The sequence below is a fragment of the Neisseria gonorrhoeae genome (assembly GCF_003315235.1).
Classification (GTDB): domain Bacteria; phylum Pseudomonadota; class Gammaproteobacteria; order Burkholderiales; family Neisseriaceae; genus Neisseria; species Neisseria gonorrhoeae.
The window spans coordinates 1-16,041 of the sequence record NZ_QNRU01000006.1 but is presented as its reverse complement, the minus strand read 5'-3'; the positions used below and the strand labels follow the sequence as shown (position 1 = coordinate 16,041).

The 16,041-nt window shown below is 56.1% G+C and carries 12 protein-coding genes and 3 pseudogenes; 8 read left to right on the top strand and 7 right to left on the bottom strand.

Features of this window, described 5'->3' with window-relative positions; all coding sequences use genetic code 11:
* The first annotated feature begins 12 nt into the window (after window positions 1-12).
* The 5 genes from DFR77_RS04305 to DFR77_RS04285 all read left to right on the top strand — a co-directional run bounded on the left by DFR77_RS04305 (window position 13) and on the right by DFR77_RS04285 (window position 7,031).
* On the top strand, window positions 13-1,185 hold the full coding sequence (locus DFR77_RS04305; protein WP_003699470.1) for a glycosyltransferase: 1,173 nt from the start codon (window positions 13-15) through the stop codon (window positions 1,183-1,185).
* Window positions 1,178-2,419, top strand: a complete 1,242-nt coding sequence (locus tag DFR77_RS04300; protein WP_003699467.1) for a NeuD/PglB/VioB family sugar acetyltransferase — start codon at window positions 1,178-1,180, stop codon at window positions 2,417-2,419. The genes DFR77_RS04305 and DFR77_RS04300 overlap by 8 nt, the downstream gene beginning before the upstream one ends.
* Before the next feature lie 130 nt (window positions 2,420-2,549).
* Complete coding sequence (locus DFR77_RS04295) at window positions 2,550-3,725, top strand: DegT/DnrJ/EryC1/StrS family aminotransferase (RefSeq protein ID WP_010359745.1); 1,176 nt, start codon at window positions 2,550-2,552, stop codon at window positions 3,723-3,725.
* Window positions 3,726-3,772: 47 nt separating this feature from the next.
* Window positions 3,773-5,683, top strand: coding sequence for a polysaccharide biosynthesis protein (locus DFR77_RS04290; protein WP_003687337.1), 1,911 nt, complete (start codon window positions 3,773-3,775; stop codon window positions 5,681-5,683).
* Between the two features lie 55 nt (window positions 5,684-5,738).
* Complete coding sequence (locus DFR77_RS04285) at window positions 5,739-7,031, top strand: valine--pyruvate transaminase (protein ID WP_010359743.1); 1,293 nt, start codon at window positions 5,739-5,741, stop codon at window positions 7,029-7,031.
* A 51-nt stretch (window positions 7,032-7,082) separates the two neighbouring features.
* Here DFR77_RS04285 and DFR77_RS04280 read toward each other — a convergent pair whose 3' ends face one another.
* From DFR77_RS04280 to DFR77_RS13980, 4 genes are all read right to left on the bottom strand, one after another.
* Window positions 7,083-7,919, bottom strand: coding sequence for a PHP domain-containing protein (locus tag DFR77_RS04280; RefSeq protein WP_003692529.1), 837 nt, complete (start codon window positions 7,917-7,919; stop codon window positions 7,083-7,085).
* A 294-nt stretch (window positions 7,920-8,213) separates the two neighbouring features.
* Window positions 8,214-8,417 (bottom strand): hypothetical protein, encoded by a 204-nt coding sequence (locus DFR77_RS04270; protein WP_003692526.1) that lies wholly within the window; start codon window positions 8,415-8,417, stop codon window positions 8,214-8,216.
* Window positions 8,395-8,628 (bottom strand): RNA-binding S4 domain-containing protein, encoded by a 234-nt coding sequence (locus tag DFR77_RS13985; protein WP_010950990.1) that lies wholly within the window; start codon window positions 8,626-8,628, stop codon window positions 8,395-8,397. The genes DFR77_RS04270 and DFR77_RS13985 overlap by 23 nt, the downstream gene beginning before the upstream one ends.
* 11 nt (window positions 8,629-8,639) lie before the next feature.
* Complete coding sequence (locus DFR77_RS13980) at window positions 8,640-8,876, bottom strand: hypothetical protein (protein ID WP_003704548.1); 237 nt, start codon at window positions 8,874-8,876, stop codon at window positions 8,640-8,642.
* A gap of 284 nt (window positions 8,877-9,160) precedes the next feature.
* On the opposite strand from DFR77_RS13980, the gene dnaE reads away from it, so the two are divergent.
* Window positions 9,161-12,595: a DNA polymerase III subunit alpha gene (gene dnaE / locus DFR77_RS04250; protein WP_003687327.1), complete on the top strand. Its 3,435-nt coding sequence runs from the start codon at window positions 9,161-9,163 to the stop codon at window positions 12,593-12,595.
* A gap of 65 nt (window positions 12,596-12,660) precedes the next feature.
* Window positions 12,661-12,891 (top strand): annotated as a pseudogene (locus DFR77_RS13975) (hypothetical protein); the annotation flags it as partial.
* Window positions 12,892-13,246: 355 nt separating this feature from the next.
* On the opposite strand, the pseudogene DFR77_RS04235 reads toward DFR77_RS13975, so the two are convergent.
* The 3 genes and pseudogenes from DFR77_RS04235 to DFR77_RS04220 all read right to left on the bottom strand — a co-directional run bounded on the left by DFR77_RS04235 (window position 13,247) and on the right by DFR77_RS04220 (window position 14,951).
* A pseudogene (locus DFR77_RS04235) lies at window positions 13,247-14,177 on the bottom strand (alpha/beta hydrolase).
* A 69-nt stretch (window positions 14,178-14,246) separates the two neighbouring features.
* Window positions 14,247-14,790, bottom strand: a pseudogene (locus DFR77_RS04225) (TonB-dependent receptor domain-containing protein); the annotation flags it as partial.
* The gene (locus tag DFR77_RS04220) at window positions 14,736-14,951 is read right to left on the bottom strand and encodes a hypothetical protein (RefSeq protein WP_020996764.1); all 216 of its coding nucleotides are present in this window, start codon (window positions 14,949-14,951) and stop codon (window positions 14,736-14,738) included. The pseudogene DFR77_RS04225 and the gene DFR77_RS04220, both read right to left, overlap by 55 nt.
* A 159-nt stretch (window positions 14,952-15,110) precedes the next feature.
* Between DFR77_RS04220 and DFR77_RS04215 the strand changes: the two genes are divergently transcribed.
* Complete coding sequence (locus DFR77_RS04215) at window positions 15,111-15,770, top strand: HAD-IA family hydrolase (RefSeq protein WP_003692521.1); 660 nt, start codon at window positions 15,111-15,113, stop codon at window positions 15,768-15,770.
* The last annotated feature ends 271 nt before the right edge of the window (window positions 15,771-16,041 follow it).

The window sequence follows — 16,041 nt, the reverse complement described above, 5'->3', positions numbered from 1 at the left end:
GTCGTCTGAAACATGAACATTACCATAGCCGCCCCCTACTGCTCGCTGCCGTCCGAACCGCATTTCAACCGCTTTTGGTATCTGGCAGAACTATTGTCGCAATCGCACGACGTGTTGCTGATTACCAGCAACTTCAAGCACTACGACAAATCTTTCAGACGGCCCGAAGATGCCGAGGCCGCCTCACAAGGCCGTCTGAAAGTCATACTGTTGGAAGAAAGCGGATATAGCAAAAACGTATCTTTGGGACGCGTGACCAGCCATCACCGCTTCGTCAAACATTTTGAAAAATGGTTGGAAAACTGCCGTCCGGGCGAACAAGACGTCATCTATTCCGCCTATCCGCTGATTGCCACCAACCTGCTGTTGGGCAAACACAAAGCGCGTTTGGGCTACAAACTGATTGTCGATGTGCAGGACGTATGGCCGGAGTCTTTCTCCTCGGTCGTACCGTTTTTGAAAAAAGTACCGCACAAGCTGCTGCCCTTTGCTTCACGCGCCAACCGGGCCTACCGCTACGCCGACGCGCTGGTTGCCGTATCGCAGACTTATCTCGACCGCGCCAAAGAAACCAATCCGAACGTACCCGGCGAAGTCATCTATATTGGTGCTGACTTTCCCAAACTCGATGCCGCACCTGCCAAAGATTTTGGCGACGACAAAACCCGCTTTTTCTACTTGGGCACGCTCAGTTACAACTATGACGTGGAAACCGTGTGCAAAGGCGTTCGCAAGCTGTTGGACGACGGGGAAAACGTCGAATTGCACATTATGGGCGGCGGCCCCGATTTGGACAGGCTCAAACAATATGCCTGCGACGGCATCAAGTTTTACGGCTACATCCCTTACGCCGAAATGATGTCGGTCGCCAAAGGCTGCGACATTGCTGTCAACGCCATCCGGTCCTATTCAATGGCATCGATTACCAACAAACTCTCCGACTATATGGCTTTGCAAAAACCGATTCCGAACAGCCAGGTCAACGACGAAGTTGCCGAAGTCCTTACCCTGCTGCCGCATGCGAACTACCGTTCCGGCGATGTGGACGGTTTCGTTCGAGCCGCCAAAGATATTTTGAAGCGCAAAAACGATCCTGTTCAGTCCGAAGAAATCGTCCGCCGTTTCAAGCGCGACGTTGCCTATCAAAAAATCGTCAACCTGATTGAAAGATTAGCTGATGAATAAATTTTTCAAACGCCTCATCGACATTGTCGCCTCCGCATCGGGGCTGATTGCCCTGTCGCCCGTGTTTCTGGTTTTGATATACCTCATCCGCAAGAATCTGGGTTCGCCCGTCTTCTTCATTCGGGAACGCCCCGGAAAGGACGGAAAACCTTTTAAAATGGTCAAATTCCGTTCCATGCGCGACGCGCTTGATTCAGACGGCATTCCGCTGCCCGACAGCGAGCGGCTCACGCCCTTCGGCAAAAAATTACGCGCCACCAGTTTGGACGAACTTCCTGAATTATGGAATGTCCTCAAAGGCGAGATGAGCCTGGTCGGCCCCCGCCCGCTTTTGATGCAGTATCTGCCGCTTTACAACAAATTTCAAAACCGCCGCCACGAAATGAAACCGGGCATTACCGGCTGGGCGCAGGTCAACGGGCGCAACGCGCTTTCGTGGGACGAAAAGTTCTCCTGCGATGTTTGGTACACCGACAATTTCAGCTTTTGGCTGGATATGAAAATCCTGTTTCTGACAGTCAAAAAAGTCTTGATTAAAGAAGGCATTTCGGCGGAAGGGGAAGCCACCATGCCCCCTTTCGCGGGGAATCGCAAACTCGCCGTTATCGGCGCGGGCGGACACGGCAAAGTCGTTGCCGAGCTTGCCGCCGCACTCGGCACATACGGCGAAATCGTTTTTCTGGACGACCGCACCCAAGGCAGCGTCAACGGCTTCCCCGTCATCGGCACGACGCTGCTGCTTGAAAACAGTTTATCGCCCGAACAATTCGACATCACCGTCGCCGTCGGCAACAACCGCATCCGCCGCCAAATCACCGAAAAAGCCGCCGCGCTCGGCTTCAAACTGCCCGTTCTGATTCATCCCGACGCGACCGTCTCGCCTTCTGCAACAATCGGACAAGGCAGCGTCGTAATGGCGAAAGCCGTCGTACAGGCCGGCAGCGTATTGAAAGACGGCGTGATTGTGAACACTGCCGCCACCGTCGATCACGACTGCCTGCTTGACGCTTTCGTCCACATCAGCCCGGGCGCGCACCTGTCGGGCAACACGCGTATCGGCGAAGAAAGCCGGATAGGCACGGGCGCGTGCAGCCGCCAGCAGACAACCGTCGGCAGCGGGGTTACCGCCGGTGCAGGGGCGGTTATCGTATGCGACATCCCGGACGGCATGACCGTCGCGGGCAACCCGGCAAAGCCCCTTACGGGCAAAAACCCCAAGACCGGGACGGCATAAGCGATTAAAATAAACTTCCGTACAAACCGATTTTGACAACACCTGCGGCGCGCGCCCGATTCTTCGGAACACGCCCCCTTCAGACGGCATAGGGTCGGAAATGCCGTCCGAACCCGACGGACCAAACACCATGCTGAACACCGCCCTTTCCCCATGGCCGAGCTTCACCCAAGAAGAAGCCGATGCCGTTTCCAAAGTCCTGCTGTCCAACAAAGTCAACTACTGGACGGGCAGCGAATGCCGCGAATTTGAAAAAGAATTTGCCGCCTTTGCCGGCACGCGGTACGCCGTCGCCCTTTCCAACGGCACGCTTGCGCTCGATGCCGCACTCAAAGCAATCGGCATAGGCGCGGGCGACGATGTGATTGTTACCTCGCGCACCTTCCTCGCCTCCGCCTCCTGCATTGTGAACGCGGGCGCAAACCCCGTGTTTGCCGACGTGGATTTGAACAGCCAAAACATCAGCGCGGAAACCGTCAAAGCCGTGCTGACCCCGAATACCAAAGCCGTCATTGTCGTCCACCTTGCCGGTATGCCTGCCGAAATGGACGGCATCATGGCTTTGGCAAAAGAACATGATTTGTGGGTGATTGAAGACTGCGCCCAAGCGCACGGCGCGACCTACAAAGGCAAATCCGTCGGCTCTATCGGGCACGTCGGCGCGTGGTCGTTCTGTCAAGACAAAATCATCACCACCGGCGGCGAGGGCGGTATGGTTACGACCAACGACAAAACCCTGTGGGAAAAAATGTGGGCGTACAAAGACCACGGCAAAAGCTACGATGCCGTGTACCACCGCGAACACGCGCCCGGTTTCCGCTGGCTGCACGAAAGTTTCGGCACCAACTGGCGCATGATGGAAATGCAGGCTGTCATCGGCCGCATCCAGCTCAAACACCTGCCCGAATGGACGGCGCGCCGCCAAGAAAACGCCGCCAAGCTGGCAGAAAGTTTGCGCAAATTCAAAAGCATCCGCCTGATTGAAGTCGCCGGCTACATCGGACACGCGCAATACAAGTTCTACGCCTTCGTCAAACCCGAACACCTGAAAGACGACTGGACGCGCGACCGCATCGTCAGCGAACTGAACGCGCGCAACGTCCCCTGCTATCAAGGCGGCTGCTCCGAAGTGTATTTGGAAAAAGCCTTCGACAACACGCCGTGGCGGCCCAAAGAGCGGCTGAAAAACGCCGTCGAACTGGGCGGCACCGCCCTGACGTTCTTGGTGCACCCGACGCTGACCGACGACGAAATCGCGTTCTGCAAAAAACACATCGAAGCCGTCCTGACCGAAGCCGCACGATAACCCTTCAGACGGCATATGCCGCCTGAAAGCACATACCGCCCCACGATATGAATCTGGAAACCCTGATCGCCCTGCCGCGCAACATCAAGAAAATCTGTTTCCTCATACACGATTTTCTGATGATTTTCACCGCCTTTTGGTTCACCCAAAGCCTGAAGGCCGACTACTCGGACGAATGGTTCGATTTTGCCAACTGGCAGTCTTTTTTGCTGACTGCCTTGCTGACCATCACATTATTTATCCGAATGGGGCTTTACCGCGCCGTTACACGCTTTGTCAGTTTCCACGTCCTGACCACCGCCTTTGCCGGCAGCCTCGCCTCCGCCGTATTGTTCTTCCTCAACACATTGATTTTTGAAGAAAGGCTGCGCCTCGCCCTGCCGATTGTCTATTTCTTACTGCTGTTTGTTTCCGTGACCGGCTCGCGTATGGTTTTGCGCGGACTCCTGTCCGACCACCAGAAAAAAACACATGACCCCGTCATCATTTACGGCGCGGGGCGTTCGGGTCGGCAGCTCCTTGAAGCCGTCAAACAGATGCGCGAATATTCCGCCGCCGCCTTTGTGGACGACAACCCCAAGCTTTGGCACACCGTCATCTACGACCTTGCCGTTTACCAGCCCGATGCCATCGCCTTCCTCATCGAACGCTACGGCGTGGAAAAAATCCTGCTCGCCATTCCCAGCGCGACTCAGGAACAACGCCGCCGAATCATCAGCAAACTGAAAGCCTATCCGTGCGAAGTGTTGACCATTCCCGGAATGAAAGACCTGATGGACGGGAAAATCAGCATCGGCACGCTCAAAAAAATCTCTGTGTCCGACCTGCTCGGGCGCGATTCCGTCGCACCCGACGACCGCCTCATGAATGCCGACACCGAAGGCAAAACCGTCATGGTAACCGGCGCGGGCGGCTCCATCGGTTCGGAACTCTGCCGCCAGATTATCCGCCGCCGCCCCGAAAGGCTGCTGCTGTTCGAGCTGTCCGAATTCGCCCTGTACACCGTTGAAAAAGAATTGTGCGAATACTGCGCCCGAAACGGCATCGCCGCCGAAATCCTTCCCTTTTTGGGTTCGGTGCAAAACCGCACGCTGCTCACGCACATTATGACCGCCTTTTCCGTTGCGACCGTCTATCACGCCGCCGCCTACAAACACGTCCCTATGGTCGAGTTCAACACCGTCGAGGGCATACGCAACAACATCTTCGGCACACTCGAATGCGCGCTTGCCGCCACGGCTTCGGGCGTGGAAACCTTCGTCCTCATCTCCACCGACAAAGCCGTCCGCCCCGCCAACACGATGGGTGCGGGCAAACGCATGGCGGAACTCTGCCTTCAGGCACTCGCCGCCGAACCCGGACAAAAAACCCGCTTCAGCATGGTACGTTTCGGCAATGTTTTAGGCTCGTCCGGCTCCGTCGTCCCGCTGTTTGAAAAACAGATTGCCGAAGGCGGCCCCATCACCCTGACCCACCCCGACATCACGCGCTATTTCATGACCATACCCGAAGCGGCGCAACTGGTTATCCAAGCCGGCGCGATGGGCAGAGGCGGCGACGTGTTCGTCCTCGATATGGGCGAATCCGTCAGAATCACCGACCTTGCCCGCCAAATGATTACCTTAAGCGGACTCAAACCCAAAACGCCCGAACAGCCCGACGGCGACATCGAAATCCTCATTACCGGGCTGCGCCCCGGCGAAAAACTCTACGAAGAGTTGCTCATCGGCGACAACGTCCGCAAAACCGGCCATCCGCGCATCATGACCGCCGACGAGACCATGCTGCCGTGGCACGAACTCTCCGCCCTGCTCGACCGCATCCGCACCGCCTGCGACCGTTACGACCAGCAGGCAATCCGCGACCTGCTCGTCAACGCCCCGACCGGCTTTACCCCGACCGGCGGCATCTGCGACCTGCTTTGGGTATGCGAAACACACAGAAAAAATGCCGTCTGAACCTTCAGACGGCATACCGTACAAACCAATCTGCCTTACACACACTGAGTTTGACATGCAGTTCTCGGCATTCGGCGAAAAATTCACGCAACACAGCGGCATCCTGCAACTGATGGACGACCTCGGCGACGCGCTCAAAAGCGACAAGCCCGTCAATATGCTCGGCGGCGGCAACCCGGCGCGCATTCCCGAAATCGATCGGGCGTTCGCCGACATATTTTCCAAGCTGGCGGCGGAACACGCCGTCGAGAACATCGGCAACTACTCCAATCCCCAAGGCGATGCCGCGCTGATTGACGCGCTGACCGCCTTCCCCAACCGCGAATACGGCTGGAACCTGACCGTCGGCAATATCGCGCTGACCAACGGTTCGCAAAACGCGTTTTTCTATTTATTCAACCTCTTCGGCGGCAAATTCAAGCTTTCAGACGGCACATCCGCAGAAAAAGCCATTTTGTTGCCGCTCGCGCCCGAATACATCGGCTATGCCGACGTGCATGTCGAAGGGCGACACTTCGTTTCCGTCAAACCCAAAATCGAAAACGTCGAACACGAAGGCGAAGCAGGCTTCTTCAAATACCGCGTGGACTTTGACGCACTGGAAAACCTGCCCGAACTCAAAGCGGGCAAAATCGGCGCGATTTGCTGTTCGCGCCCGACCAACCCGACCGGCAACGTGTTGACCGACGGCGAAATGGCGCGTTTGGACGCTTTGGCGCGTGAACACGGCATTCCGCCGATTATCGACAACGCCTACGGAATGCCGTTCCCCAACATTATTGACAGCGGCGTAACGCTGAATTGGCACGAAAACATCATCCTCTGCTTCAGCCTTTCCAAAGTCGGCCTGCCGGGCGTTCGCACCGGCATCATCGTCGCCGCGCCCGAAGCCGTCAAAGCCGTCAGCAGCCTGAACGCGATTGTGAACCTTGCCCCCACGCGCTTCGGCGCGGCCATCGCCGCCCCGCTGCTGGAAAGCGGCGAGATGAAACGGCTTGCCGACCAAGTCATCCGGCCGTTTTACCGCAATCAGGCGCAAACCGCCGTTTCGCTGCTCAAGCGCGAGCTGGGCGCGTACCCGATGAAAATCCACAAACCCGAAGGCGCGATTTTCCTGTGGCTCTGGTTTGAAAACCTGCCCGTTTCGTCGCAAACCCTGTACGAAATGCTCAAAGCCGAAGGTACGCTGATTATTCCGGGCGAACATTTCTTCGTCGGCATCGACACGCAAGACTACCCGCACGCGGGCGAGTGCATCCGTATGAGTATCGCACAGGACGCTCAAACGCTGGAAAAAGGCATCGCCGCCATCGGCAAAACCGTCCGAAAACCGTACGACAACGTTTAAAACGCAAAAAATGCCGTCTGAAGACCTTTCAGACGGCATTTTCATCCGCATTCAATGTCGGGAAAAATGCGCCCGCACCGGTTTGCAGTTTTCCGGAAGATCGGGACACGCGCCGAGGATGCCGCCGCTGAAGTCGTCTAAACGGTGGAAGTCGCTGCCCGCGCTTGCCAACAATCCGAAGCGGTCTGCCAAAAGCGCGTAGTTGAGGCGGTCGTTTTTGCAGCAGTTGCCGCTGTGGACTTCGATGCCCGCGCCGCCGAGGTTTTTAAATTCTTCAAACAGGTTGCGCTTGGCGGTTGCCGACAAATCATAACGCATCGGATGGGCAATCACCGCCATGCCGCCCGCGCCGTTGACGGCGGAGACGCAGTCTGCCAGCGTCGCCCATTCGTGGCGTACCGCGCAGGATTTGCCGTCGCCCAAGTATTTGGTGAACGCCTGCCGCTTGTTTTTGACGTGTCCGTTTTTGATGAGGAACTCGGCGACGTGGGTGCGGCTGACCATTTCTTTGTTTGCCGCCAGCGCCAGCGCGCCGTCGTATGCGCCGCCGATGCCTTTCTTTTCGAGCTTGGCGGCGATGGCTTCAAGACGTTTCAGACGGCCTTTGCGGACATCTGCCAACAGGTTTTGCAGGTTTTCGTCCTGCTCGTCGAAATCCAAACCGACAACGTGTATGGTACGCCCGCGCCACGTTACCGAAATTTCCACGCCGTTAATCAGGCGCAAACCGAGCCTGTCGGCTTCGGCACGCGCTTCGGAGATGCCGCCCGTGTGGTCGTGGTCGGTCAACGCCAGCAGCGTGCAGCCGTTTTGATGTGCGAGGCGGACGACTTCGGCGGGGGGGAGCATACCGTCGGAAACGGTGGAATGGCAGTGCAGGTCTATCATGGGGTGTTATGTGGTGGTGAATGAAGGACGGGATGTTTCAATGTTGTCGGACAGTGTGGCGGCGGCGGTCATTTTAAAAAACAGGTGTATGGCAAATGCAAAGGAAAAGCCGCTATGCCGTCATTCCCGCGCAGGCGAGAATCCAGACTTTGATTTATTGGAAATGTTTAAGGTTAACCGCTATTTCAAACTTCCGGATTCCTGCTTTCGAGGGAATGGCGATATGAACGTTTTCAATTTTAATCTACTATAAAAGACCGTCTGAAAACGTGGTTTTATCAAGTCCAACCGTTTTCAGACGGCATCGTCCGACCAACCCGCTTCCTTCAGTTTTTTCCGTTGCGCATCGTAGCATGCCTTGTCCGCCCAGTAAATCGTCTGAATGCACGCCTCGCCGCAGTCGCTGCCGCAGCATTCCCACGACTCGGGGCGGACGGGTTCGTCCAAAAGCGGCTCGCCCAAAAGGGCTTCGGCTTTATGCTTCAGGGTCGTATCCATCGGCGATTTCCAAGCGCGCGCCGTCAAACTCGATGACTTCTCCGCCGCGTATTTTGGCCGTTTTGCGGATTTCGGTTCCGCCGTTGCGCAACACCAGCCCTTCGGCGATAAATGCTTTTGCCTGTCCGCCGCTTTCGGCAAGTCCGGCCAATTTCAAGAGGTCGCACAAAGCGATGTATTCGTTGTCTTCGAGATAGACGGTGGCTTCCATAATGTCCCCTTTTAGAAAGAGGGCGTTATTGTAGCACCTGCCGCCGCCGCACCCAAAATTGCCGCAAAACCGGCGATGTGTCCGCACTGCCTGTTCCGTAAAAATGCCGTCTGAAACCCCGTATGCCGCCATCCGTCCAAAGAAATCCTGCCCAACGGCAGGCTGCAAATCCTGTTCCCCGACGAATCCGCATTGACGCTGATGCACATCCTCAAACGCGGACTGCCCGATACACCGGCAATCGGCATCAAAACGAAATCAAAAACCTGTTTGAACGTAAAATCTATTTAACTGCTTGCCGTCCGTCCGAATAAGGTATATAGTTCCTTATAACTAGTTTGATAGTCCTTTATATCTATCAATACTCCTTGGGAAGCCTCCGCCACACGGCAGGAGGCATTTTTTTGCCGTCGTAAAAGCTCAAAAAACATTTGCAGGTCATGCCGTCTGAATCCGAAACGGCATTACCTGCACCGCCATCTAAAGACAACCCTGCTACAATACGCCTTTTATTGTCCACGCCGATTTTGCCATGACCGAGCCGACCTACATCCCCCTGCGCCTGCATACCGAATTCTCCATTACCGACGGTATGGTGCGGATTAAAAAACTGATTGCCAAAGCGCAAGAATACGGTTTGCCTGCTTTGGGCATCAGCGATTTGATGAACGAATTCGGTTTGGTGAAATTCTATAAAGCCTGCCGCGGCGCAGGGATTAAGCCCGTCGGCGCGGCGGACGTGTGGATAGGCAATCCGAATGCGCCCGACAAGCCGTTCCGCGCCATGCTGGTTATCCGCAACGATGCGGGTTATCTGCGCTTGAGCGAGCTTTTGACGGAGGCTTATGTCGGCCAAGACCGCAATATCCATCATGCGGAACTCAATCCCGAATGGCTGGAAAACGGCGACAACAGCGGCTTGATTTGTTTGAGCGGCGCGCATTACGGCGAAGTGGGCGTGAATCTGTTGAACGGCAATGAAGACGCGGCGCGTGCGGCGGCGTTGAAATATGCGGCATGGTTTCCCGATACGTTTTATTTAGAGCTGCAACGCCTGCCCGAACGCCCCGAATGGGAGGCTTGCGTTTCCGGCAGCGTGAAGCTGGCGGAGGAACTGGGTTTGCCGGTGGTAGCAACGCATCCGACACAGTTTATGAACCGCGACGATTTCAACGCGCACGAGGCGCGGGTGTGCATCGCGGGCGGCTGGGTGCTGACGGACAAGAAACGTCCGCGCGATTTCACGCCGAGCCAGTTTTTCATTCCGCCGGAAACGATGCTGGAGCGTTTCGCCGACTTGCCCGAAGCCTTGGAAAACACGGTGGAAATCGCCAAACGCTGCAACTTGCACATCACATTGGGCAAAAACTTCCTACCCCTTTTCCCCACGCCCGACGGTTTATCACTCGATGACTGTCTCATCAAACTCTCCAACGAGGGTTTGCAGGAACGCATGGTTCAGCTTTATCCCGACGAGGCGGAACGGGCGGCAAAAATGCCGGAATATCAGGAGCGGCTGGACTTTGAGCTGAACATCATCATCCAAATGAAATTCCCCGGCTATTTCCTTATCGTACAAGACTTTATCAACTGGGCGAAAACGCACGGCTGTCCGGTCGGGCCGGGACGCGGTTCGGGCGCGGGTTCGCTGGTGGCGTATTCGCTGAAGATTACCGACCTCGACCCGCTGAAATACGCGCTGCTGTTCGAGCGTTTCCTAAACCCCGAACGCGTTTCCATGCCCGACTTTGACGTGGACTTCTGTCAGGCAAACCGCGGCCGCGTGATTGAATACGTGCGCGAAAAATACGGCGCTCAGGCGGTCAGCCAGATTGTGACTTTCGGCACGATGTCGTCCAAAGCGGTCATCCGCGACGTGGGGCGTGTGCTGGAACTGCCGTTTATGCTGTGCGACAAACTGTCCAAGCTGATTCCGTTGGAAGCCAACAAACCCCTGAGTTTGGACGACGCGATGAAGGCGCAGCCGCAGATTCAGGAATTGCTTGAAGCGGAAGAAGCGGACGAACTGATTACGCTGGCGAAAAAACTGGAAGACCTGACGCGCGGTTTGGGTATGCACGCAGGCGGCGTGTTGATTGCGCCGGGCAAGATTTCCGATTACAGCCCCGTGTATCAGGCGGACGAATCCGCCTCGCCCGTATCCATGTACGACAAGGGCGACGTGGAAGACGTGGGTTTGGTGAAGTTCGACTTTTTGGGCCTGCGCAACCTGACCATTATCGAAATGGCGCAGAACAACATCAAAAACACCGCCGGCGATATCGTCGATGTCGGCAAGATTCCGCTTGACGACCAGACTGCCTACCAAATCTTCCGCGATGCGAACACCACCGCCGTCTTCCAGTTCGAGTCGACCGGCATGAAAAAAATGCTGAAAACGGCGCATACGACCAAGTTTGAAGAACTCATCGCCTTCGTATCGCTCTACCGACCCGGCCCGATGGACAACATTCCCGACTTCGTCGCACGCATGAAGGGACAGGAATTCCAATACATCCACCCGCTGCTGGAAGGCATCCTCGCGCCGACCTACGGCATTATGGTGTATCAGGAACAAGTGATGCAGGCGGCGCAGATTATCGGCGGCTACTCGCTCGGCGGCGCGGACCTGCTGCGCCGCGCCATGGGTAAGAAAAAGCCCGAAGAGATGGTGAAACACCGCGAAATCTTCGCCGAAGGTGCGGCAAAACAAGGCATTTCGCGCGAAAAATCCGACGAAATCTTCAACTACATGGAAAAATTCGCCGGCTACGGTTTCAACAAATCCCACGCCGCCGCCTACGCCCTGATTTCCTACCAGACCGCATGGCTCAAAGCCCACTATCCCGCCGAATTTATGGCGGCGACGATGTCGTCCGAATTGGACAACACCGACCAGCTCAAACATTTCTACGACGACTGCCGCGCCAACGGCATCGAGTTCCTGCCGCCCGACATTAACGAATCCGACTACCGCTTCACGCCGTATCCGAACATGAAAATCCGCTACGCACTCGGCGCGATTAAAGGCACGGGCGAAGCCGCCGTCGAATCCATCATCGCCGCGCGGCAAAGCGGCGGCAAATTTACCGGCCTGTTGGACTTCTGCGAGCGCGTCGGCAAAGAACACATGAACCGCCGCACCCTCGAAGCCCTGATACGCGGCGGCGCGTTCGACAGCATCGAACCCAACCGCGCCATGCTCTTGGCGAACATCGACCTTGCCATGGACAACGCCGACCAAAAAGCCGCCAACGCCAATCAGGGCGGGCTGTTTGACATGATGGAAGACGCCATCGAACCGGTGCGGCTCATCGACGCACCCATGTGGAGCGAATCGGAAAAACTCGCCGAAGAAAAAACCGTCATCGGCTTTTACCTGTCCGGCCACCCGTTCGGCCCGTATGCCCAAGAAGTCCGCCAAATCGCCCCGACCAAATTAGGCCGTCTGAAACCGCAAGACAGCGTGCGCCTCGCCGGATTCGTTACCGCCGTGCGCACCATGATGGGCAAACGCGGCAAAATCGCCTTCGTCAGCCTCGAAGATTCGAGCGGGCAGGCTGAAATCATGGTCGGCGGACAAACGCTGGAAAACTGCGCCGACTGCCTCAAAGCCGACCAAGTGCTGATTATCGAATCCAAAGTCAGCCGCGACGATTACGGCGGCGGCGACGGGCTGCGCATCATGGCAAACCAAGTCATGACCCTGCAAACGGCGCGCGAACGCTACGCCCGCAGCCTCAGCCTCGCCCTTGCCCCGCATCACGACATCGGCGGACTGGTACGGCTGCTCGCCGCCCACCAACTGCCCGACACGCCGCGCATCCCGCTTCAATTGTCGTATGCCAACGAAAAAGCGTCGGGCAGGCTTCAAGTGCCTCCGAAATGGACGGTTACACCGAGTTCCGCATTGTTCGGCGAACTGGAAACATTGCTCGGCAGCCGGTCGGTGCGCGTGAATTGGTAACCAAAAATACAAATGCCGTCTGAAGCCCAAAACCGGTTTCATTCGTACTTTATTCGAATGATTGAATAAAAGTAACTGCCAAGAAAAACGTATTTTTTGGTTATTTCGCCAGCCTAAATAAATCAACCGGGGCGATTGATATCCGTGTACATGACACAGACAGCACCAAAGGGAAAAACGGCATTTTCAAAAGTATCGGTGTCAAAACCGCCCTTTCATTCCAAAAATACCAAATCGACGAACCGGGCAAAGAAATCAGACCGTGCCGCCTGAAAAAACGCCCGCCCGTCCGTTAAATTAATCTATCCCTGTTTCAGACGACCTGAAGCAGGGATTTTTATATCAAGATAAAATGAGAACGGGAGCGACAACCACGGGCAAAGTCGGCGCGAACTATCAAAAATTGTAGCACTGCGAAATGAGGACGGGAGCAATAACCCTTAGGTAGCTCTTGTTATAGTGGATTAACGAAAATCAGGACAAGGCGACGAAGCCGCAGACAGTACAAATAGTACGGAACCGATTCACTTGGTGCTTCAGCACCTTAGAGAATCGTTCTCTTTGAGCTAAGGCGGGGCAACGCCGTACCGGTTTTTGTTAATCCGCTATATTTTCCGATGCAAAACAAAGCAGTCATATATTTGATTCCCCCTACCGTTGCCACGCTTCCCTCAAATATTCGACGCAGTCGGTCAGCGAGTAAAACGGGACATTGCCGTGGTCGGCATTCGGATATTCCCGGAAAAATACGGCGGTCCCGCGCCTGTCCAACTCTGCCGCCATTTGTTCGGCCTGCCCTGCCATGTCGCGTTCTTCCCTGCGTTTGCAACCGCTGCTCCGCTCGAGTGCGCCGATGTTGAGGCAGGCATCGATGCCGTCCAGCCGGTTTTCAGACGGCATAAAGTCGAGTATCCGCCTGTTGTGCCACCAAATCGAGGGGATACGAGCCAATGCCGTCTGAAACAGCGGTGGGAAAGCAGGGAATACAGTCCGAACAGTGCGCCGAACGAGTGTCCGAATACGGCGGTTTCATTACGGTTAAGGGTGTAGCGGCTTTCTAAAAAGGCGGTCAGTTCGCTGTCGATAAAGTCGGCGAAGCGGTCTGCCTGTCCGAACTGCCGCCGTTCGTCTGCTGTGGCGTTGTCTCCAAGCGGCGGCGTGTAGTCGGCGGCACGCTGCGCCAGGTCGCGCACACTGCCTGTCGTGTAGCCGATACCGACAATCAGGCAGGGGGCGTTGCTTCGGGTAACGGGGTTGTTCATCAGCGACTGCATGATGTTGTACAGCGCGGGAAAAAGGCTTCGCCGTCGAGGACAAAGAGGACGGGATAGCCTTCAGACTGCATTTCGCCGAGTGTTGCCGTCTGAATCCGATAGATTCGCCCCGTGCAGGTGGATTTGATTTCGGTTTCAAAGGCTTGGGGCAGTATGGCAGGTTGGAATGTGTCGGTCGGTATGGGTTTCATGATGTTCGGCTTGTGGGTCAGACTGGCGGCAAGCGGTAAAACCGAACCGGCAAAGCGGTCTGCCTGCCGGTTCGGTCTGTTTTCCTTCGCAATGCCATACTCCGGTTGTGAGCGCATAGGGTATGCCGCGCAGCTTGTTGTGGTTTGATTATGCTGCGGCTGCCGTTTCAGACGGCATATTGGTCTTTAAAAACTGTAACGCAGGTTTGCCGTCAGGCTGCGCTCCGAACCGGGAATGTTAAAGGTGTTCGTGCCGCCGACGCGGGCGTAGTAATGGCGGTTGAAGATGTTGTCGGCATTGATTTGCAGCTTCAGCTTGGGCGTGAAGCGGTATGCCGCCATCGCATCGAACGTGGCATAACCGCCTGCATGCATCCCTGCAGATGAAGTAATGCCGCTCATCGCGTTCACGCCGCCGCCGACGGTCAGCCCGGGCGTAACTTGGTAAGTCGTCCACAGGTTTGCGCTGTGTTTGGGCACCAGCAGGAAGATGCCGTCGTCGCGTGGATTGGCGGCGGTTTTGATTTGGCTGTGCAGATAGCTGTAACCTGCATGGATTTGCCATTTCGGTGTAATCGCACCGCTGATTTCGGTCTCAACGCCTTCCATCACGCGTTTGCCCAATGCGGCGTAACGGGTGTTGCGGTTGTTCGGGTTCGGCGGCGTTTTTGTCTTTCAGGCGGCAGGGGGAGACGCGGGTATTGAGGCGGTCATCCATATAGCTGCCTTTAACGAGCTGTAATCGCCGTTTTTCTCGGTGGCAATCGCGTTGTACGAACGCTGCCCTTTGATATGGACGGTTTCCAAATCCGCCGTTTGTGCGGCAAAAACCGGAGACGAGAGTGCTGCCAAAACCGTGGCGGCGGCCATATTGATGCGGAAAACTGACATAAACTGTCCCATCTGTATAAATGATAATGGTTCTATTTTAATAAAGCACAACGCGGCTTGTTCGGAAAAACATATCGCTCAGCCGACAAATTTTGTCGAAAATGCGACACGTCTGCGTTTTCCGCATAAAATCTGCTTTTTTACTGCAACCAACCTGCCATGACCCCGCCCAAACTCATCATCTTCGACTGGGACGGCACGCTTGCCGATACGACCCAACCCATCATCGACACCATGCGCCGCAGCTTCGCCGAATGCGGTTTTCCGCCGCCCGAAGCGGAGCGCGTCCGCAGCCTGATCGGATACAGCCTGCCCGAAATCATCCGCGCCCTGCTCGAAATGCCTTCTGAAGCTGCCGTTGCCGACATCGCGCGCACTTATTCCGCGCATTACCTCAATCCCAACAACCGCAATATGACACTCTTTCCCGATGCCCCGCCCTGTCTGGACAAGCTCAAAGCGCAAGGCTTCCGGCTTGCCGTCGCCACGGGCAAAGGGCGGGCGGGTTTGGACAACGCCATCAGCCAAACCGCCACCGGCGGCTATTGGCTCGCCACCGCCTGCGCGGGGGAATACCCCTCCAAACCCTCGCCCGAAATGGTATTCGGACTCTGCGGCGAACTGGGACTCGACCCGAAAGAGGCATTGGTTGTCGGCGATACGGCGCACGACCTGCATATGGCGGCAAACGCAGGCGCGGCGGCAGTCGGCGTTGCCACCGGCGCACATTCGCGCGAACAGCTCCTTGGCGCACCGCATCTCTCCGTATTGGACGGTTTGTCCGAACTGCCCGGTTTTCTTGCACGACATTACGCCTGATTGGTTTCCGCATCCGGCACGCGGCAAAAATGCCGTCTGAAGCCTGTTCAGACGGCATGAGGCCTTTGCAAAAAAGCCCTTCCTTCGGCATCCGAAACCCAAACACAGGTTTTCGGCTGTTTTCGCCCCAAATACCTCCTAATTTTACCCGAATATCCCCTTAATCCCCCCCGGATACCCGATAATCAGGCATCCGGGCCGCCTTTTAGGCGGCAGCGGGCGCACTTAGCCTGTTGGCGGCTTTCAACAGGTTCAAACACATCGCCTTCAG